This window comes from Salmonella sp. SAL04214 (genome assembly GCF_046550615.1).
Taxonomy (GTDB): domain Bacteria; phylum Pseudomonadota; class Gammaproteobacteria; order Enterobacterales; family Enterobacteriaceae; genus Salmonella; species Salmonella enterica.
The window spans coordinates 117,325-135,628 of record NZ_JBGDXT010000003.1; the positions used below are offsets into that span (position 1 = coordinate 117,325).

17 protein-coding genes are annotated in these 18,304 nt (G+C 53.6%); 9 read left to right on the forward strand and 8 right to left on the reverse strand.

Annotated features, from left to right (window positions below; translation table 11 throughout):
- Positions 1–39: 39 nt before the first annotated feature.
- The 4 genes from dauA to lolB all read right to left on the reverse strand — a co-directional run bounded on the left by dauA (position 40) and on the right by lolB (position 4,534).
- On the reverse strand, positions 40–1,725 hold the full coding sequence (dauA, locus tag ACLJQD_RS06345; RefSeq protein ID WP_001037188.1) for a C4-dicarboxylic acid transporter DauA: 1,686 nt from the start codon (positions 1,723–1,725) through the stop codon (positions 40–42).
- Positions 1,726–1,849: 124 nt separating this feature from the next.
- A complete protein-coding gene (gene prs / locus ACLJQD_RS06350; RefSeq protein WP_001518537.1) occupies positions 1,850–2,797 on the reverse strand; it encodes a ribose-phosphate diphosphokinase in 948 nt (315 codons plus the stop codon).
- A 265-nt stretch (positions 2,798–3,062) separates the two neighbouring features.
- Entirely contained in the window at positions 3,063–3,914 is an 852-nt protein-coding gene (gene ispE, locus ACLJQD_RS06355; protein WP_000988253.1) for a 4-(cytidine 5'-diphospho)-2-C-methyl-D-erythritol kinase, read from the reverse strand.
- Positions 3,911–4,534: a lipoprotein insertase outer membrane protein LolB gene (gene lolB, locus ACLJQD_RS06360; RefSeq protein ID WP_000174484.1), complete on the reverse strand. Its 624-nt coding sequence runs from the start codon at positions 4,532–4,534 to the stop codon at positions 3,911–3,913. The genes ispE and lolB overlap by 4 nt, the downstream gene beginning before the upstream one ends.
- Positions 4,535–4,847: 313 nt before the next feature.
- Between lolB and hemA the strand changes: the two genes are divergently transcribed.
- From hemA to kdsA, 6 genes are read left to right on the forward strand one after another with little or no spacing between them, the layout of a single operon-like run.
- Complete coding sequence (hemA, locus tag ACLJQD_RS06365; RefSeq protein WP_000173208.1) at positions 4,848–6,104, forward strand: glutamyl-tRNA reductase; 1,257 nt, start codon at positions 4,848–4,850, stop codon at positions 6,102–6,104.
- Between the two features lie 40 nt (positions 6,105–6,144).
- Positions 6,145–7,227, forward strand: coding sequence for a peptide chain release factor 1 (prfA, locus tag ACLJQD_RS06370; protein WP_000804703.1), 1,083 nt, complete (start codon positions 6,145–6,147; stop codon positions 7,225–7,227).
- A complete protein-coding gene (gene prmC / locus ACLJQD_RS06375) occupies positions 7,227–8,060 on the forward strand; it encodes a peptide chain release factor N(5)-glutamine methyltransferase (RefSeq protein ID WP_017441274.1) in 834 nt (277 codons plus the stop codon). The genes prfA and prmC overlap by 1 nt, the downstream gene beginning before the upstream one ends.
- Complete coding sequence (sirB2, locus tag ACLJQD_RS06380) at positions 8,057–8,446, forward strand: invasion regulator SirB2 (protein ID WP_000150667.1); 390 nt, start codon at positions 8,057–8,059, stop codon at positions 8,444–8,446. The genes prmC and sirB2 overlap by 4 nt, the downstream gene beginning before the upstream one ends.
- Before the next feature lie 3 nt (positions 8,447–8,449).
- Positions 8,450–9,259 (forward strand): invasion regulator SirB1, encoded by an 810-nt coding sequence (sirB1, locus tag ACLJQD_RS06385; RefSeq protein WP_001257065.1) that lies wholly within the window; start codon positions 8,450–8,452, stop codon positions 9,257–9,259.
- A 37-nt stretch (positions 9,260–9,296) separates the two neighbouring features.
- Positions 9,297–10,151, forward strand: a complete 855-nt coding sequence (gene kdsA, locus ACLJQD_RS06390) for a 3-deoxy-8-phosphooctulonate synthase (RefSeq protein WP_000811046.1) — start codon at positions 9,297–9,299, stop codon at positions 10,149–10,151.
- Positions 10,152–10,204: 53 nt separating this feature from the next.
- Here the strand turns inward: kdsA and chaA are convergent, their stop codons facing one another.
- The gene (gene chaA, locus ACLJQD_RS06395) at positions 10,205–11,305 is read right to left on the reverse strand and encodes a sodium-potassium/proton antiporter ChaA (RefSeq protein ID WP_000148418.1); all 1,101 of its coding nucleotides are present in this window, start codon (positions 11,303–11,305) and stop codon (positions 10,205–10,207) included.
- A gap of 266 nt (positions 11,306–11,571) precedes the next feature.
- Here chaA and chaB point away from each other — a divergent pair, with 266 nt between their 5' ends.
- Positions 11,572–11,802, forward strand: coding sequence for a putative cation transport regulator ChaB (chaB, locus tag ACLJQD_RS06400; RefSeq protein WP_001146392.1), 231 nt, complete (start codon positions 11,572–11,574; stop codon positions 11,800–11,802).
- 79 nt (positions 11,803–11,881) lie between these two features.
- Here the strand turns inward: chaB and ACLJQD_RS06405 are convergent, their stop codons facing one another.
- On the reverse strand, positions 11,882–12,235 hold the full coding sequence (locus ACLJQD_RS06405; RefSeq protein ID WP_001179794.1) for a DsrE/DsrF/TusD sulfur relay family protein: 354 nt from the start codon (positions 12,233–12,235) through the stop codon (positions 11,882–11,884).
- A gap of 176 nt (positions 12,236–12,411) precedes the next feature.
- On the opposite strand from ACLJQD_RS06405, the gene ACLJQD_RS06410 reads away from it, so the two are divergent.
- Positions 12,412–13,836 (forward strand): YchO/YchP family invasin, encoded by a 1,425-nt coding sequence (locus ACLJQD_RS06410; RefSeq protein WP_001116350.1) that lies wholly within the window; start codon positions 12,412–12,414, stop codon positions 13,834–13,836.
- On the opposite strand, the gene narL is transcribed toward ACLJQD_RS06410, so the two are convergent.
- Together narL and narX are read right to left on the reverse strand one after the other, a co-directional pair.
- Complete coding sequence (narL, locus tag ACLJQD_RS06415) at positions 13,837–14,487, reverse strand: two-component system response regulator NarL (protein ID WP_001064598.1); 651 nt, start codon at positions 14,485–14,487, stop codon at positions 13,837–13,839. It lies immediately after the preceding gene.
- Positions 14,480–16,276 carry a nitrate/nitrite two-component system sensor histidine kinase NarX gene (narX, locus tag ACLJQD_RS06420; protein ID WP_000476244.1) on the reverse strand — a complete coding sequence of 599 codons (1,797 nt, stop codon included), beginning with the start codon at positions 16,274–16,276 and terminating at the stop codon, positions 14,480–14,482. The genes narL and narX overlap by 8 nt, the downstream gene beginning before the upstream one ends.
- Before the next feature lie 340 nt (positions 16,277–16,616).
- On the opposite strand from narX, the gene narK reads away from it, so the two are divergent.
- Entirely contained in the window at positions 16,617–18,014 is a 1,398-nt protein-coding gene (narK, locus tag ACLJQD_RS06425; RefSeq protein ID WP_000019848.1) for a nitrate transporter NarK, read from the forward strand.
- The last annotated feature ends 290 nt before the right edge of the window (positions 18,015–18,304 follow it).

An 18,304-nucleotide genomic window follows, 5' to 3' on the forward strand; every position in this document is an offset into this window, starting at 1 on the left:
TCAGGCCCGGTAAGCGTTATCGCCACCGGGCATTGTCCATTAACTGAGTAAATCCGCTAACGCCTCCGTCCTGTTCGGGAAGAAGGTCAGACGCCCAGGAATAGGTTTGATACCGGCACGCGCCATTGTGCGCAGCGGTTGGAACTCCAGATTACTGATACGCAATTCGCAACCCTCCGGCAGACGCTTCACAAAACGCTGAAAAGCATCAAGCCCGCCTGCATCCAGCACTGGTACTGCGTCCCATTTCAGAACGACGATACGTTTGCCCTTAATACGTGACTCAAGGTCGGTAAACAGCCCTTCCGCCGCGGCGAAAAAGAGCGGACCGATAACACGCAGCACCAGCACATCTTCAGGCACATCAACATTGACCGGCGCAAGTCGAGTCATTCGCGCAATACGGCGCATAAACAGCAGGGAAGCAAGGACAATCCCCACGCTGATGGCGATGACCATATCAAACAGAACCGTTAATGACATGCACAGCAGCATAACGATGATGTCGTCTTTCGGCGCATGGCGTAACAGATCCACCACTTTATGGGCTTCACTCATATTCCATGCCACCATCAGCAGTAGCGCCGCCATCGCGGAAAGCGGCAGCCAGGAGAGTAGCGGGGCTAAGACCAGTAGCGCCAGAATAACCAGGATAGCGTGAATTACCGCTGAGACGGGAGAGGTCGCGCCAGCGCGGACGTTGGCGGCAGAGCGGGCAATCGCGGCGGTGGCGGTGATGCCGCCAAAGAACGGCGCGACCATATTCCCCAGCCCCTGGCCGATAAGTTCGCTGTTAGCTTTATGTTTGGTGCCGGTCATGCCGTCCAGCACGACGGCGCAGAGCAATGATTCGATTGCCCCCAGCATTGCCATCGAGAAGGCCGCTGGCAGCAGCGCGCGCAGTGAATCCCAACTTAGCGTGAAATCGGAGCCAGGAAGACTCCACGGCAGCATCAGTTGCGGCAGGAGCTGCGGGATGCCGTTGCCCTGAGTGCCGTCAGCCAGAACGTAATGGAACTGTGAGCCGATAGTCGCCACATTGCCGCCCAGCAGATTAACGATCCCCATCACGGCGCAACCAGCCAGCAGCGCGGGAAGGTGTCCCGGCAGACGAATACCGAGACGCGGCCAGAAAATCAACGTTCCCAGCGTTACCACGCCAATGGCGGCATCGCCAATATTGACGGTGGGCAACGCCATAAACAGCGCGCCGACTTTCTGCAAATAGTGCTCTGGCACATGGGCCATCTGCAGACCAAGAAAATCTTTAATCTGCATGGTACCGATGGTAATACCAATCCCTGAGGTAAAACCCAACGTGACCGACACCGGGATATATTCAATCAATCGCCCCAGTCTCGCCAGGCCGAAAAGGATCAGGAAGAAGCCCGACATCAGCGTGGCGACCAGTAGGCCCGCCAGACCAAACTGTTGCGATACCGGATACAAAATCACCACAAACGCGGCGGTAGGGCCGGAAACGCTAAAGCGCGAGCCGCCGGTTAGCGCGATCACGATCCCGGCGACAGCGGAGGTATAGAGGCCATACTGCGGCGCAACGCCACTGCCAATTGCCAGCGCCATCGCCAGCGGGATAGCAATAATCCCGACGGTGATCCCGGCTATCACATCGCGGGTGAACCGGGAGGCGGTATATTTTTCTTTCCAGCAAGCATCGATGAGAGCGCGGAAAGGCATCACATGTGAGGAAAATAATTTGTTCACAATAATGTTTCATCCATGAGCGCATCATCTGTCAACTAAATGGCAGGTGAAGGAGGCATAAGTCATACAAAAGGGTGTTACAGACAAAAAAACCCGCCGCAGCGGGTTTCAGATCCGGGTTCGATCAATGCTCGAACATGGCGGAAATCGATTCTTCGTTGCTGATACGGCGAATCGCTTCGGCCAGCATACCTGACAGGGTCAAGGTACGCACGTTCGGCAGCGCTTTGATTTCGTCGGTCAGCGGAATGGTGTCGCAGACAACGACTTCATCAATGACGGAGTTGCGCAGGTTGTTTGCCGCATTGCCTGAGAAGATCGGGTGCGTCGCGTAGGCAAACACGCGTTTAGCGCCACGTTCTTTCAATGCTTCTGCTGCTTTGCACAGAGTACCGCCGGTATCGATCATATCATCAACCAGCACGCAGTCACGGCCAGCGACGTCGCCGATGATGTGCATCACCTGAGAAACGTTCGCGCGCGGACGACGTTTATCAATGATAGCCATATCGGTATCGTTCAGCAGCTTAGCGATAGCGCGGGCACGAACCACGCCGCCAATATCCGGGGAAACCACGATCGGGTTATCCAGATTCAGTTGCAGCATATCTTCGAGCAGGATTGGGCTACCGAACACGTTATCAACCGGAACGTCAAAGAAGCCCTGGATCTGTTCAGCATGCAGATCTACGGTGAGAACGCGGTCAACGCCGACGCTGGACAGGAAGTCAGCGACAACTTTTGCGGTAATCGGCACACGGGCGGAACGTACGCGACGGTCCTGACGTGCATAGCCAAAGTAGGGGATAACGGCGGTGATACGACCTGCGGAAGCACGACGCAGGGCATCAACCATAACGACCAATTCCATCAGGTTGTCGTTGGTTGGGGCACAAGTGGACTGGATGATGAAAATATCACCACCGCGTACATTTTCGTTGATTTGTACGCTGACTTCGCCGTCGCTAAAGCGACCTACGGCGGCGTCGCCGAGAGAAGTGTACAGGCGGTTGGCAATACGTTGTGCTAGTTCCGGGGTGGCGTTACCAGCAAAAAGCTTCATATCAGGCACGAGAAGAACCTCAGGCATGCGTCCATTGGTGGAAAGAATCTGCCGAAAACTGTGCGGGCCAGGCAAAATCCTATCCAGGCGGTGTATTAAAGAGCGCGATGCAACGTCTGGAACAAGGTGACGTTGTCACCGAAGCTCAGCTTGCCCGGCTTACTCGTCTTCATTCACGTTTCATGTGCGCTGGTATCGATGCCTCACACCGGTCAAATACGGCATATATGACCGGCGATTCGTCATTTCGCCATCTTCCTGAAACCCGAATGCGTTAGAGTAACTCTCGATGCAATGGGGAGAGGTTGACACCCTTCGCCACAAAAGCATTGAGCCATTCCGGGGCTTGCTCAAGCACCTGGCGAGCACAAGACTCTGTATCGAATTCAGCAAAGACACAGGCCCCTGTCCCAGTCAGGCGCGACGGCGCGTATTCTAACAGCCAGGAAAGCGCCGCATCAACCTCGCGAAAACGTTTTCTTGCGATAACCTCGCAATCATTGCTGAATTCACATTTTAGTAACGTATCTATTGACCTTTTTGGCGTATTACGCGGCAATTGAGGATCTTTAAAGATAACCGGCGTCGGAATGCTTACGCCAGGGTGCGCGACCAGATACCATTTTTCCGGCGGATTCACCGGCGTTAATATTTCGCCTACGCCTTCGGCAAACGCGGCGTGGCCACGAACAAAGACCGGGACGTCGGCGCCGAGCGTCAGGCCGAGCGTCGCCAGTTCATCAATGGAAAGCCCGCATTGCCAAAGATGATTGAGCGCCACCAGAACGGTCGCGGCGTTAGACGAGCCGCCACCCAGACCGCCGCCCATGGGAAGGCGCTTCTCAATGCTGATATCCGCGCCGCTTCCGGCGGGCAGGCGTCCACTCTCCGAGGCGACTTTCATCAACAGCCGCGCGGCGCGGACGATCAGATTGTCTTCATTTTCAACGCCGGTAACCGGCGTTAATAAATGGATTTCGCCATCGTGACGCGGTTCGATGTGGAGTGTGTCGCCATAATCCAGAAACTGAAACAGCGTCTGCAGCGTGTGGTAGCCGTCTGCACGCTGTCCGGTGATATATAAAAACAGATTTAATTTTGCCGGAGAAGGCCAATGGGTCATCATTTCACAATCCAGTTATCCATTTTCAGCTTAATGCGCTGACTGCCGTCTGAAAGCTCCATATTGGCAGGCATGGCAGGCTGCGTTTTGCTGTCATAGCCACCGTAAACCACTTTCCAGTTTTTACCATCCTGGCGGTAGTTCACTTCGCTCAGGCGGTACTGGTCGTCCAGTTTGTAGTCGGTGGCATCGCCAGGCAGACCGAGGATCCACTGCCGCAGGCTGTTTAACGGAATCGGCATCCCGGTGAGTTTGCCGATCATCTCTTCGGCGTCATCGGCGGTATAACGCTGGCCTTTGTTATCCACCAACTGGACGTTGCCCGGCTGGGCGTTAAGCTCCAGCTCGGTGCTGCCCAGCGGATTGGTGAGCAGCAGGCGATAGCGATCCTGTCCGGTCTGTTGCCAGAAGAAGCGCGCATAGACTTTCTGATCATCTGAGATGTAAGCAAAGGCGCCGCGCGTCTGGTATTGATTCAGATGACGCACCTCTTGCTGATGCTGGCGCCACTGAGGGGAATCCGGGCTCTTGCCCGGGCCTTTATGCCCAGGAAGCGTACAGGCGGTGAGAACCAGGCTTGCTAACGGCAGTAGACGAATCAGGCGAAAATCGGGCAGGGTCATAGTGATGACGAATCCTTGTGATACGGTGCAATAATTGCCTGATGGCGTTACGCTTATCAGGCCTGAAAACTGAACCTGCAGGCTGTAAAAACGTTCGCGCCGCGATTCGGCAAATTTTTGCTATCGGTTACAGTTATAGCCTTTAATGCTAGCGCCGCCTGGTGACATCGTCTACTTTCAAGTTGTCTTAAATCATCAAATTAGTGAGCGCTGCCAATTACTCCAAAAGGGGGCTCTCTCTTTTATTGACCACGCGCATCCTGTATGATGCAAGCAGACTAACCATATCAACGCTGGTACTACTCCCGCAGACATGACCCTTTTAGCGCTCGGTATTAACCATAAAACGGCACCTGTATCGCTGCGAGAACGCGTAACGTTTTCGCCGGACACGCTTGATCAGGCGCTGGACAGCCTGCTTGCGCAGCCAATGGTGCAGGGCGGGGTCGTGCTGTCAACCTGTAACCGTACAGAGCTGTATCTGAGCGTGGAAGAGCAGGATAACCTGCAAGAAGCGCTGATCCGCTGGTTATGCGATTACCATAACCTGAACGAGGACGATCTGCGCAACAGTCTGTACTGGCATCAGGATAATGACGCCGTCAGCCACCTGATGCGCGTCGCCAGCGGTCTGGATTCACTGGTGCTGGGCGAACCGCAAATCCTCGGTCAGGTGAAAAAAGCGTTTGCGGATTCGCAAAAAGGCCACCTTAACGCCAGCGCGCTGGAGCGAATGTTTCAGAAGTCTTTTTCCGTCGCTAAGCGAGTGCGGACTGAAACCGATATCGGCGCCAGCGCCGTCTCCGTCGCGTTTGCCGCCTGTACGCTCGCCCGCCAAATCTTTGAATCGCTGTCGACGGTCACCGTACTGTTAGTTGGCGCGGGCGAAACCATTGAACTGGTGGCGCGTCACCTGCGCGAGCATAAAGTACAAAAGATGATTATCGCCAACCGAACGCGCGAGCGCGCGCAAGCCTTGGCGGATGAAGTAGGCGCTGAGGTTATCTCGCTCAGCGATATCGACGCCCGCTTGCAGGATGCCGATATTATCATCAGTTCGACCGCCAGCCCGCTGCCGATTATCGGTAAAGGCATGGTGGAGCGCGCATTAAAAAGCCGTCGCAACCAGCCGATGCTGCTGGTGGATATCGCCGTACCGCGCGACGTTGAGCCGGAAGTCGGCAAACTGGCGAACGCTTATCTTTATAGCGTCGATGATTTACAGAGCATCATTTCGCATAATCTGGCGCAGCGTCAGGCTGCGGCGGTAGAAGCGGAAACGATTGTTGAGCAGGAAGCCAGCGAGTTTATGGCCTGGCTACGCGCCCAGGGGGCCAGCGAGACCATTCGGGAATACCGTAGTCAGTCGGAGCAGATTCGTGACGAACTGACCACCAAAGCGCTGTCGGCCCTTCAACAGGGCGGCGATGCGCAAGCCATCTTGCAGGATCTGGCATGGAAACTGACCAACCGCCTGATTCATGCGCCAACGAAATCACTTCAACAGGCTGCCCGTGACGGGGATGACGAACGCCTGAATATTCTGCGCGACAGCCTCGGGCTGGAGTAGCAGCACACACCACACTTTTTTACAGGGTGAATTTACGCCTATGAAGCCTTCTATCGTTGCCAAACTGGAAGCCCTGCACGAACGCCATGAGGAAGTTCAGGCGTTGCTGGGCGATGCGGGAATTATCGCCGACCAGGACCGCTTTCGCGCATTGTCGCGCGAATATGCGCAATTAAGCGACGTTTCTCGCTGTTTTACGGACTGGCAACAGGTTCAGGACGATATCGAGACGGCTCAGATGATGCTCGACGATCCTGAAATGCGAGAAATGGCGCAGGAAGAACTGCGCGAAGCGAAAGAAAAAAGCGAACAACTGGAGCAACAGTTACAGGTACTGCTGCTGCCGAAAGATCCGGACGATGAACGAAACGCGTTCCTTGAGGTTCGCGCCGGTACCGGCGGCGACGAAGCCGCGCTGTTTGCCGGCGATCTGTTCCGCATGTACAGCCGTTATGCCGAAGCGCGCCGCTGGCGCGTGGAGATCATGAGCATGAGCGAAGGCGAGCATGGCGGTTATAAAGAGATCATTGCCAAAATCAGCGGCGACGGCGTGTATGGCCGGCTGAAATTTGAGTCCGGCGGACACCGCGTACAGCGTGTTCCGGCGACCGAGTCGCAGGGGCGTATCCATACCTCCGCCTGTACCGTCGCCGTGATGCCGGAGCTGCCGGAAGCCGAGCTGCCGGATATTAACCCGGCGGATCTGCGCATTGATACGTTTCGTTCTTCCGGCGCGGGCGGTCAGCACGTTAACACCACCGACTCCGCTATCCGTATTACCCACTTGCCGACCGGCATCGTGGTGGAATGCCAGGACGAGCGTTCGCAGCATAAAAACAAAGCGAAAGCGCTCTCGGTGCTCGGGGCGCGCATTCACGCCGCCGAAACGGCAAAACGCCAGCAGGCCGAGGCGTCAACGCGACGCAATCTGCTTGGCAGCGGCGATCGCAGCGATCGTAACCGGACCTATAATTTCCCGCAGGGGCGCGTGACCGATCATCGTATTAATCTGACGTTATATCGCCTTGATGAAACGATGGAAGGTAAGCTGGATATGCTGATTGAGCCGATTGTTCAGGAACACCAGGCTGACCTGCTGGCCGCCTTATCCGAGCAGGAATAATGGATTTTCAGCACTGGCTGCATGAGGCGGTAAACCAGCTCCGGGACAGCGACAGCCCCCGGCGCGACGCCGAGATCCTGCTTGAGTACGTTACGGGCAAGGGGCGGACGTATATCATGGCCTTTGGCGAAACGCCGCTTACCGACGTCCAGCAACAACAGCTCGCGGACCTGCTGCAGCGGCGTAAACTGGGCGAACCTATTGCGTACCTGACGGGCTTACGCGAATTTTGGTCGCTGCCGCTCTTCGTTTCACCCGCCACGCTAATCCCGCGCCCGGATACCGAATGTCTGGTTGAACAGGCGTTGGCGCGATTGCCGGTCAAAACCTGTCGTATTCTGGATTTAGGCACCGGAACCGGCGCGATTGCGCTGGCGCTGGCCTGCGAGCGACCGGATTGCGAGGTGACTGCGGTCGATCGTATGCCTGATGCGGTTGCGCTGGCGATACGCAACGCGGAACATTTGGCTATCCGGAATGTGCGTATACTGCAAAGTTGTTGGTTCAGCGCGCTATCGGGGCAGCAGTTCGACATGATTGTCAGCAATCCGCCCTACATTGATGCGCAGGACCCGCACCTTGGCGAAGGCGATGTACGCTTTGAACCGCGCTCGGCGTTGGTGGCGGACGAAAACGGTATGGCGGATCTTACGCATATTATCGATAACGCCCGCCAGATGTTAACGCCCGGCGGCTTCCTGCTGTTGGAACACGGTTGGCAGCAAGGCGAAGCGGTAAGAGCGGTTTTCAGGCGGTCTGGTTACTCGGATGTAGAAACGTGTCGTGATTATGGTGGTAATGAACGCGTGACCTGCGGACGTTTTACGCCATGACAATTGCAATGTTGCTCACGCTTCATCTTATCTGTGTTGCGCTCTCCGTCAGTTTGTTTGTCGCTCGTTACTGGTGGCGCTATTGCGGCCATGCGTTGGCCGCCGCGCGCTGGACACGAATCGTGCCTCCCGTCATAGATACCCTGTTACTGCTTAGCGGTATTGGGTTAATCGTTAAAACGCACATCCTGCCATTCACGGAGTCGGGCTCATGGCTGACTGAAAAACTGTTTGGCGTTATCATCTACATCGTTTTGGGTTTTATTGCGCTTGATTATCGTCAGGCGCGCAGCCAGCAGGCGCGTTTTATCGCTTTCCCGCTGGCGCTGGTGGTGCTGTACATCATCATTAAACTCGCCACCACAAAAATACCGTTACTGGGGTAAGTCATGAGGTCGTTAGCTGATTTCGAATTTAACAATGCGCCGCTGTGTGATGGCATGATCCTGGCATCAGAGATGATTCGCCTGGATTTTCCCACGCAGTTTGTCTACGACGAACTGGAACGTCTGGTCAGTCTGGCGCAGGAAGAAATTAGCCAGCTCCTGTCTCAGGATGAGCAACTGGAAAAATTGCTGGCACTTTTTTACGGCGAGTGGGGGTTCACGGACTCCCGCGGCGTCTACCGTCTTTCTGATGCTTTATGGCTCGATAAAGTCCTGAAAAAACGCCAGGGTAGCGCGGTATCGTTGGGCGCTATTTTATTATGGATAGCAAACCGTCTTGATTTGCCGTTGGTGCCCGTTATCTTCCCAACGCAGTTGATTTTGCGTATTGAATCGCTGGAAGGGGAAATGTGGCTGATTAACCCATTCAACGGTGAAACGCTTGATGAACATACTCTGGAAGTCTGGTTAAAAGGCAATATTAGTCCGGTCGCCGAGTTGTTTAACGAAGATTTGGACGAGGCGGATAACGCCGAAGTGATTCGTAAGCTACTGGATACGCTGAAATCCTCGCTGATGGAGGAACGGCAAATGGAGCTGGCGCTGCGCGTTAGCGAAGCATTGTTGCAATTTAACCCGGAAGATCCTTACGAAATCCGTGACCGCGGGTTGATCTACGCGCAGCTTGAGTGTGAACACGTTGCGCTGACTGATTTAAGCTACTTCGTTGAACAGTGTCCGGAAGACCCGATCAGCGAAATGATTCGTGCGCAGATCAACACCATTGCGCACAAGCAAATTGTTCTACATTAATTAACCGACATTTTACCTATAAGTGTAAGGCGATCCTATGAAACAAAAAGTGGTTAACATTGGCGACATTAAGGTGGCAAATGACCTGCCGTTTGTGCTGTTTGGCGGTATGAACGTGCTGGAGTCACGCGATCTGGCAATGCGCATTTGTGAGCACTACGTAACCGTTACCCAGAAGCTGGGTATTCCTTACGTGTTCAAGGCCTCTTTTGATAAAGCCAACCGTTCCTCTATTCACTCTTACCGCGGGCCGGGTCTGGAAGAAGGGATGAAAATCTTCCAGGAGCTCAAACAGACATTTGGCGTAAAAGTGATCACTGACGTCCATGAAGCCAGCCAGGCGCAGCCTGTTGCTGATGTGGTTGACGTGATTCAGCTCCCGGCGTTTCTGGCGCGCCAGACCGACCTGGTGGAAGCGATGGCGAAAACCGGCGCTGTGATTAACGTGAAAAAGCCGCAGTTCGTAAGCCCGGGTCAGATGGGCAATATCGTGGACAAGTTCCATGAGGGCGGTAACGATAAGGTGATTCTGTGCGACCGCGGCGCGAACTTCGGTTATGACAACCTGGTGGTGGATATGCTGGGCTTTAGCGTGATGAAAAAGGTCTCCGGCAACTCGCCGGTGATTTTCGACGTTACCCATGCGCTGCAATGCCGCGACCCATTTGGCGCCGCCTCTGGCGGTCGTCGTGGTCAGGTGACCGAGCTGGCGCGCGCCGGTATGGCTGTCGGTCTGGCGGGCCTGTTCCTGGAGTCGCATCCGGACCCGGCTAACGCGAAGTGCGACGGTCCTTCCGCGCTGCCGCTGGCGAAACTGGAGCAGTTCCTGACCCAGATAAAAGCGATTGATGATTTGGTGAAAAGCTTCGACGAGCTGGATACCGAGAACTGATTGCGGTTTTTAGCTTGTGTAGGCCGGATAAGATACTATCCGGCTTTTTTATATCAGGCAAAAATCGTCATCAGATAGGCGGCAAATAAAGCCAGATGCGCCGCGCCGTTTAGCACGTTGGTGCGTCCGGTAGAGAACGAAATATGGCACAGCACTAACGAGGCTACCATCACTACCATTTCCGGCGCGCCTAAACCAAACACCAGATCATTACCTGTCGCCCAGGCGATGAGCGTGACGACCGGCACGGTTAATGAAATCGTCGCCAACACCGATCCGAAGAACAGATTCATTGCCCGCTGAACCTGATTATTCAGTACCGCCTTCAGCGCGCCCAGTCCTTCCGGCGAGAGAATTAACAGCGCGACCAGGAAACCGGTAAAGGCGACCGGGGCGTTCATGCTGGTCAACAACGCCTCCAGCGGGCTGGCATTCATTTTGGTAACGGCAATGACCGCAATTAAATGAATGAGTAACCAGACCGTATGCCAGCCGCTACTGTGCGCGGAGGGTTTACCGTGGTGTGGATTGTCATCATCGCCTTCATCTTCATGTTCATAGATAAATAAGCTCTGGTGCGTTTTGGTTTGAATCAACAAAAATACGCCGTACATCGCGGCGGAAATTAACGCGACCAATAATGCCTGACCGGTAGAGAAATTGGCTTGCGGCAATGCCATTGGAAAAACCAGCACAATAATCGCCAGCGGAAACAGCGCGATAAGATACTGCTTAATCCCAAATAAATTCATATATTGCGTTGCGAATTTACGCCCGCCCAACAACAACGAGAAACCGACCAGTCCCCCGGTGACAATCATAATAATAGAGTAGAGCGTATCGCGCATAAGCGTTGGCGCAGCATCGCCGGTAGCCATCAGCGCGGAAATTAAACTCACCTCAAGAATAACGACGGACAGGCTTAAAATAAGCGATCCATAGGGTTCGCCGAGTCGATGCGCTAATACATCGGCATGACGGACCACGCTAAATGCGCTGCTTAAAATACCAATAAGTGCAAGGATATTGATGCCAATAACCACTGGTAGTGACTGGCTGCTTCCCCAAAGGAACAGCACTACCAGCGCAAGAACCGGGAAAATAAGCGAAGTCTCCTTATGGCGGGTTTTCACCGCCTCACAAGCATGTGTCATGAGGGTCTCCCTTGTGCAGGTGTTAATATTTTGGAAAGAGTAAAGAAGGTAAAAATAGCAGAAATTTGTATTTTTTTAGTGGTTTTTTACGTAGTTTTACGGCGTAGACGATTTTTTTCTTTCAAGGTCAGTAAAACAACGATCTTGTTTTAACAGTGTTTAAATAACAAAAAGTTAATTTCCGTAAAAAGCAAAAATCCTCCTCGACTGGCGTAATAACGCATTGTTTACCACACTTAATGTTTTCCCTGAAGTCGGAGGCGCTGATGCCGTATAAAGCCAAAAGTGATTTACCCGATAATGTGCGGAATGTTCTTCCAGCCCATGCCCAGGACATTTACAAAGAAGCCTTTAATAGCGCCTGGGAGCAATATAAAGATAAAGCCGATCGTCGTGATGACGCCAGCCGCGAGGAAACCGCACACAAAGTCGCCTGGGCGGCGGTTAAAAACGATTATGAAAAAGGCGAGGATGATAAATGGCATAAGAAAAAATAAACGCGGTATTACTCACGTGTTAGCCTGATTTTCTTGCCGGAAGTCTATCCTGACGCGGGAGCTTTTCCCGCGTACAGATTCAAAATGTCAGCACTTTGTCCGCTGCCAGCGTCCATTGCGCCAGCTCGACCAGCGTTCCGATTTCCACACCGTCAATCAGCGGCAGGGGAGTGATACCACGTCCGTCCGCACAGGTTTTGCATAATTTTACCGGTACGTTTTGCGCGGTCAGAATTTCCAGCATTTGCTGAATATTGTAGCCTTCGGCTGGTTTTTGACCGCGTAACCCTGCGGTTACGGCATCTGACATCAAAAACAGGCGTAAATCGAGATGGCTTTCCTGCTCGCGCAGCGCAATGGCCAGACGCAGGCTATTAAATAATGATTCGCTGCCGTAGGCGGCGCCGTTAGCGATAATGACGATATTTTGCATGGATAACCCTTCTCCTTGAGAAATTTTGTCGGCAATGGCGTTATGTTACCTCGGGAACCGGGTGCCGCCAAATGCGTGGAGAAAATCCCGGGACGCTCTGCGGAAAAAATAAGGATATTCCTGGAAGCACGAGAAAAGGCTGCAAAACCTGTCCGGACACGTTATGGTTTACTCTGATGCCATTCCTCTTATCTTTTGTTGTAGAAGTTGCCGACACGTTGAGCCGTATTGTTTTTCGTTCATTCTCACTCTCGCTTCTCTTGCTGGCTGCCAGCGGTACGATCCGTGCGCAGGCGCAAGACCCTTTCACGCAAAACCGTCTGCCGGATTTAGGCATGATGCCGGAATCCCACGAAGGGGAAAAGCATTTTGCCGAGATGGCCAAAGCGTTTGGCGAAGCCAGCATGAAAAATAACGATCTGGATACCGGTGAACAGGCGCGGCAATTTGCTTTCGGACAGGTACGCGATGTGGTCAGCGAGCAGGTTAACCAGCAGCTTGAAAGCTGGCTATCAGCCTGGGGCAGCGCCAGCGTGGATATTAACGTCGATAACGAAGGTCATTTTAACGGCAGTCGCGGAAGCTGGTTTATCCCTTTACAGGATAAACAGCGCTATCTGACCTGGAGCCAGCTTGGTCTTACGCAACAGACTGACGGACTGGTAAGCAACATTGGCGTAGGACAGCGCTGGGCGCAGGATGGCTGGCTTCTTGGCTATAATACCTTTTACGATAATCTGCTGGATGAAAATCTACAGCGCGCCGGTTTTGGCGCGGAGGCGTGGGGAGAATATTTGCGTTTATCCGCCAACTATTATCAGCCTTTTGCCGACTGGCAGACGCATACGGCGACCTTAGAACAGCGAATGGCGCGCGGGTATGATATCAACGCGCAAATGCGGCTGCCGTTTTACCAGCATATCAATACCAGCGTTAGTCTGGAGCAGTACTTTGGCGATAGCGTGGATCTGTTTGACTCCGGAACGGGGTATCACAATCCTGTCGCGTTAAAACTGGGTCTCAACTATACGCCAGTACCTTTGCTTACCATGACCGCCCAGCACAAACAGGGCGAGAGCGGGGTCAGTCAGAATAACCTGGGGCTGACGCTTAACTACCGCTTCGGCGTGCCGCTCAAAAAGCAGCTTGCCGCCAGTGAAGTGGCGCAAAGCCAGTCATTACGCGGTAGCCGCTATGATACGCCGCAACGTAACTCGCTGCCGACAATGGAGTATCGGCAGCGTAAAACGTTAACGGTTTTTCTGGCGACGCCGCCCTGGGATCTTACGCCTGGTGAGACGGTTGCGTTAAAATTGCAGGTGCGCAGCGTGCACGGTATTCGTCATTTGAGCTGGCAGGGCGATACACAGGCATTAAGTTTGACGGCAGGAACGGACACCCGCAGTACCGAGGGCTGGACAATCATTATGCCGGCCTGGGATCACCGCGAAGGCGCGGCAAATCGCTGGCGTTTATCGGTGGTAGTTGAGGATGAAAAAGGTCAGCGTGTCTCTTCCAATGAGATCACGCTCGCGCTGACTGAACCGTTTATCACGATGCCGGACGATAATCCGCATTGGCAACCGTTCCAGGAGCAATAATTAAAAGATGCGTTCCTGATGCACCCAGACGGCGGCCTCCACGCGCGATTTCAGCTTCATTTTCTTGAGCATATGTTTCACGTGCACTTTGACCGTACTTTCGGTGATATCCAGACGTCGGGCAATCATCTTATTCGGCAATCCCTGCGCGATGAGCTTCAGAATATCGCGCTCACGCGGGGTGAGTTGCGTTACATCGCGATCGGTGGTGGCGCGGTTGGCCCGCAGGCTGGCCGCCAGTACCGGCGTTAACGCTTCACTTAATACCATTTCGCCGGCGGCGGCCTGTTGTAACGCTTTGAGCAAGTCCTCCGGCTCCATGTCTTTCAACAGATAACCATCCGCGCCGCGCTTTAGCGCCGTGACGACATCTTCTTCATGGTTGGATACGCTGAAAACGACAATACGTCCTGACAGCGCTTTTTCGCGTAATTTATCCAGCGTTTCGAGACCATTCATTCCCGGCATATTCAAATCAAGGAGGATCAGATCGGGATCGAGCGATTCCGCCAGGTCAATACCCTGCTCACCGTTGCTGGCTTCTCCGACCACGCTGATATCGGGCGCCATACTCACAAGCTGCTTTACACCCGTCCGTAGCATCGGATGGTCGTCGATTAACAGGATGGTTGCCGGTTCCTGATTATTCATGGGTATCTCCCTGGGTTTCTGTGAAGTTTGTTTCTGGAATAAAAGTAACAGTGACCTCTGTTCCGCCAGTCTCGCGTCGGCGTACCTGGCAATCGCCGCGCAAACTTTGCGCCCGATCGCGCATGATGATCATGCCGTAGTGATTACTGCGTTCGGCGTTTTCCGGGACGCCGCAGCCATTATCCTGCACTTTTAGTTTGACCTGTTTGCCACATTGCGTCACTGTCACCACCACATCGTCGGCATGAGAGTGTTTAAGGGCGTTGCTGAGGGCTTCCCTGGCAATTTGCAACAGGTGTATCGCCTGGTGTGAAGGCACCAGGCGGGGGGGAAGCTGATAATCCAGTTTTACCGTAAAGCCAAACCGGGCGCTGAACTCCTGGCAGCTTGCCTCCAGCGCCGGACGTAGCCCGGGTTCCGTCAACTGTAACCGGAAAGTGGTTAACAGTTCGCGCAGTTGCGCCCAGGAGCAGTTTAGCTCATTGCGAATTTGGCTGAGTAACTCACGGCTGCTTTCCGGTAACACGTCGCCCTGCATTTGCAGGCAGCTCACCTGCATCTTCATACAAGAGAGCGACTGGGCAATAGAATCATGCAGTTCGCGGGCAATGGTGGCACGCTCTTCCATGACAATCAACTGCTGCTGGCGCTCCTGATGCCTGTCGAGCGCCAGAGTCGCGGTAAGCTGTTCAACCAGCGTGTCCACCAACTGTTGCTGATCGTGGCTGAGATGGCGTCCATAGGGCAGCGTCGCCAGCAAAATACCGTATTGGGTGTGAGAGTCGGTGAGCCGCCATTTTAAGGTGGTGCCGCCGTTAATCATCGGCAGGGCGCTACGTGGGCAAAGGTGGCAGCCTTTATCATCGCAACTGATGTCCGACTGACAGGTAAATTCCTGGTGATTATCTTCATCTTCCAGGTCATAGACTCGCAGCTCAATATCATGCAACTGGGTTAAATTTTGCAGGCCATTCAGTACCGGTGAAAGACGCTCACATAGCGGAGCCTGTGAATGCAGTCGGCGGTTGGCTTGCCACAAAAACGAGAGAATCTGGTTTTTATGTTCCAGACCGGCTGTTTTTTCCTGTACGCGCTGTTCCAGTACCGCATAACTTTCGGCCAGTTCTTCAGACATATTATTGAGCGCAGAACCCAACGCGGCCATCTCATTGCGTCCACTGATATTGGCACGTTGGGTAAAGTCGCGCTGACTGACGGCGCGCGCCATTGATAATAACTGTTTCCAGGGCTGCAAAAGGCGAACACGTAGCCAGATAATCGTAAATACCAGCAATAGCGCCATAAAGATCGCCATTACCCGGTGAACTAATACCACGCGTTCGATACGCAATTCAGTAGTATGGTCGAACGACGTCACCAGGCGATCCAGGCCCGCCACAAAGCGTGTGACATCTTCTGCGACCGCGTGCGCGTTTTGCGCGTGCTGTAGTCCTGGCGAGAGTTCGTTATGCCAGTAATCCTGCAACGCTTTAAGCTGCTTCTGCTGCCCGTCTCGCTCAGCGGCGCGGGTCAGTTCCGGGCTGAATGCCGTTTGCTCCATCTCATCCAGCAGCTTTTGATCTTTAGCATCCAGCGGGACAGCGGCCAGTAGTCGATAGCTTTGCATACGCAATGAGCCCGCTTTATTAATCGCATGAGCGCTACCCTGCACGCCCTGAACCAGCCAGCCGGAAACCGCCATCCCCGCCACGCCGATAGCGGTAGAGAGCATGACAATCAGCGCCAGTTGGTTAACCAGCGTAAGAGGAGAGAAACACCGTTTAAACATGTTACCTTCTTTCTTCGGGGTAATGTCGCCGAAAAAACGTAGCAAAAAAGAGGGGCGTCAATCGGCTGTGCCGCTATTCTCAACGATACAGCGGAGTATACCCATACCTATAACGAGTTACTCCTTAATTGCCGCCGTAAAGAGGTATCTGCGACGGGAAGGAGTAGACAGACACAGCATGGTGAAAAACCACAGCTTTTTTACCAAAATAGCCTACTCATTAAGGGTAATAACGCTTTTTAGTCGCCGGTGATGACGACTTTTCCTTTGATTTATATCAACTTACCTTCGGCAGTAAACCCTAATGTGGCAGACATCAAATCAAGAATCAGAGGTGTCTATGAGTCACTCATCCGCCCCGGAAAGGGCAACTGGCGCTGTTATCACGGAATGGCGTCCGGAAGATCCGGCGTTCTGGCAGCAGCGCGGCCATCGTGTCGCTAGCCGTAATTTGTGGATTTCTGTCCCGTGTTTACTGCTGGCGTTTTGCGTCTGGATGCTATTCAGCGCAGTGGCGGTGAACCTGCCGAAAGTGGGATTTAATTTTACGACCGATCAGCTCTTTATGTTGACTGCGCTGCCATCTGTTTCCGGCGCGCTGCTACGGGTGCCTTACTCCTTTATGGTGCCGCTATTTGGCGGACGTCGCTGGACAGCGTTCAGCACCGGTATCCTCATCGTGCCTTGCGTATGGTTAGGCTTTGCCGTTCAGGATACCAGTACGCCCTTTAGCACTTTCATTATTATTTCCTTGCTGTGTGGTTTTGCCGGCGCGAACTTTGCCTCCAGTATGGCGAACATCAGCTTTTTCTTTCCTAAACAAAAGCAGGGCGGCGCGCTGGGTCTGAACGGCGGTCTGGGCAATATGGGCGTGAGCGTGATGCAGCTGGTTGCGCCGCTGGTGGTTTCGCTCTCTATCTTTGCCGCCTTTGGCAGCCACGGTGTAGAGCAGCCGGACGGTTCTCAGCTCTATCTGGCGAACGCGGCCTGGATTTGGGTGCCTTTCCTGGCCATTTTTACGCTGGCGGCGTGGTTCGGCATGAACGAACTGGCGACGTCTAAGGCCTCGCTAAAAGAGCAACTGCCGGTGCTCAAACGTGGTCATCTGTGGATCATGAGTCTGCTGTATCTGGCGACCTTCGGATCGTTTATCGGTTTCTCCGCGGGGTTCGCGATGCTGTCTAAAACGCAATTCCCGGATGTGCAGATCCTGCATTATGCGTTTTTCGGTCCGTTTATCGGCGCGCTGGCGCGTTCGGCAGGCGGCGCAATTTCTGACCGTCTGGGGGGGACCCGCGTCACGCTTATCAACTTTGTCCTGATGGCGATTTTCAGCGGTCTGCTGTTCCTGACATTACCTACTGGCGGCGTTGGCGGTAGCTTTATCGCGTTCTACGGGGTATTTCTGGCGCTGTTCCTGACGGCTGGGCTGGGGAGTGGTTCTACCTTCCAGATGATCTCCGTTATCTTCCGTAAACTGACGATGGACCGGGTAAAAGCGGAAGGCGGGTCGGACGAAAGAGCCATGCGTGAAGCGGCGACCGATACGGCGGCGGCGCTGGGCTTTATTTCCGCGATTGGCGCGATTGGCGGCTTTTTTATTCCGAAAGCGTTTGGTTCATCTTTAGCCTTAACCGGTTCGCCAGTCGGCGCGATGAAGGTCTTTCTTATTTTCTATATCGCCTGCGTCGTTATTACCTGGGCGGTATATGGACGTCATTCTAAAAATAAAAAGTAACTTTTGATTATCCTTTGCGCGGCGTTAGACCGCGCTTTTTTTACCTGCATTTAGTTACAACATACTTATAGCCAAAAAGAGAGGCTCGACAGGGCTGACCACGCACATCTTTATCGGTCATCCAGGGGGATACCCCTTAATACCCACTTGTTGAAAATTTAACATTCATGTCGTGCGTAAATTTAATTTTATGCAATTAAATCAGTAATATATATAAATAAAACTCCTCCTCCAAAAGGAGTATGCAGGAGGTTTGCGCGCCATTTGCATCCCTGTCCGCCTTGATCGTT

Coding starts and splice junctions, on each gene's coding strand:
- ispE (WP_000988253.1), bottom strand. CDS start 3,914: ATGATGACCCATTGGCCTTCTCCGGCAAAATTAAATCTGTTTTTATAT.
- lolB (WP_000174484.1), bottom strand. CDS start 4,534: ATGACCCTGCCCGATTTTCGCCTGATTCGTCTACTGCCGTTAGCAAGC.
- hemA (WP_000173208.1), top strand. CDS start 4,848: ATGACCCTTTTAGCGCTCGGTATTAACCATAAAACGGCACCTGTATCG.
- prfA (WP_000804703.1), top strand. CDS start 6,145: ATGAAGCCTTCTATCGTTGCCAAACTGGAAGCCCTGCACGAACGCCAT.
- prmC (WP_017441274.1), top strand. CDS start 7,227: ATGGATTTTCAGCACTGGCTGCATGAGGCGGTAAACCAGCTCCGGGAC.
- sirB2 (WP_000150667.1), top strand. CDS start 8,057: ATGACAATTGCAATGTTGCTCACGCTTCATCTTATCTGTGTTGCGCTC.
- sirB1 (WP_001257065.1), top strand. CDS start 8,450: ATGAGGTCGTTAGCTGATTTCGAATTTAACAATGCGCCGCTGTGTGAT.
- kdsA (WP_000811046.1), top strand. CDS start 9,297: ATGAAACAAAAAGTGGTTAACATTGGCGACATTAAGGTGGCAAATGAC.
- chaA (WP_000148418.1), bottom strand. CDS start 11,305: ATGACACATGCTTGTGAGGCGGTGAAAACCCGCCATAAGGAGACTTCG.
- chaB (WP_001146392.1), top strand. CDS start 11,572: ATGCCGTATAAAGCCAAAAGTGATTTACCCGATAATGTGCGGAATGTT.
- ACLJQD_RS06405 (WP_001179794.1), bottom strand. CDS start 12,235: ATGCAAAATATCGTCATTATCGCTAACGGCGCCGCCTACGGCAGCGAA.
- ACLJQD_RS06410 (WP_001116350.1), top strand. CDS start 12,412: ATGCCATTCCTCTTATCTTTTGTTGTAGAAGTTGCCGACACGTTGAGC.
- narL (WP_001064598.1), bottom strand. CDS start 14,487: ATGAATAATCAGGAACCGGCAACCATCCTGTTAATCGACGACCATCCG.
- narX (WP_000476244.1), bottom strand. CDS start 16,276: ATGTTTAAACGGTGTTTCTCTCCTCTTACGCTGGTTAACCAACTGGCG.
- narK (WP_000019848.1), top strand. CDS start 16,617: ATGAGTCACTCATCCGCCCCGGAAAGGGCAACTGGCGCTGTTATCACG.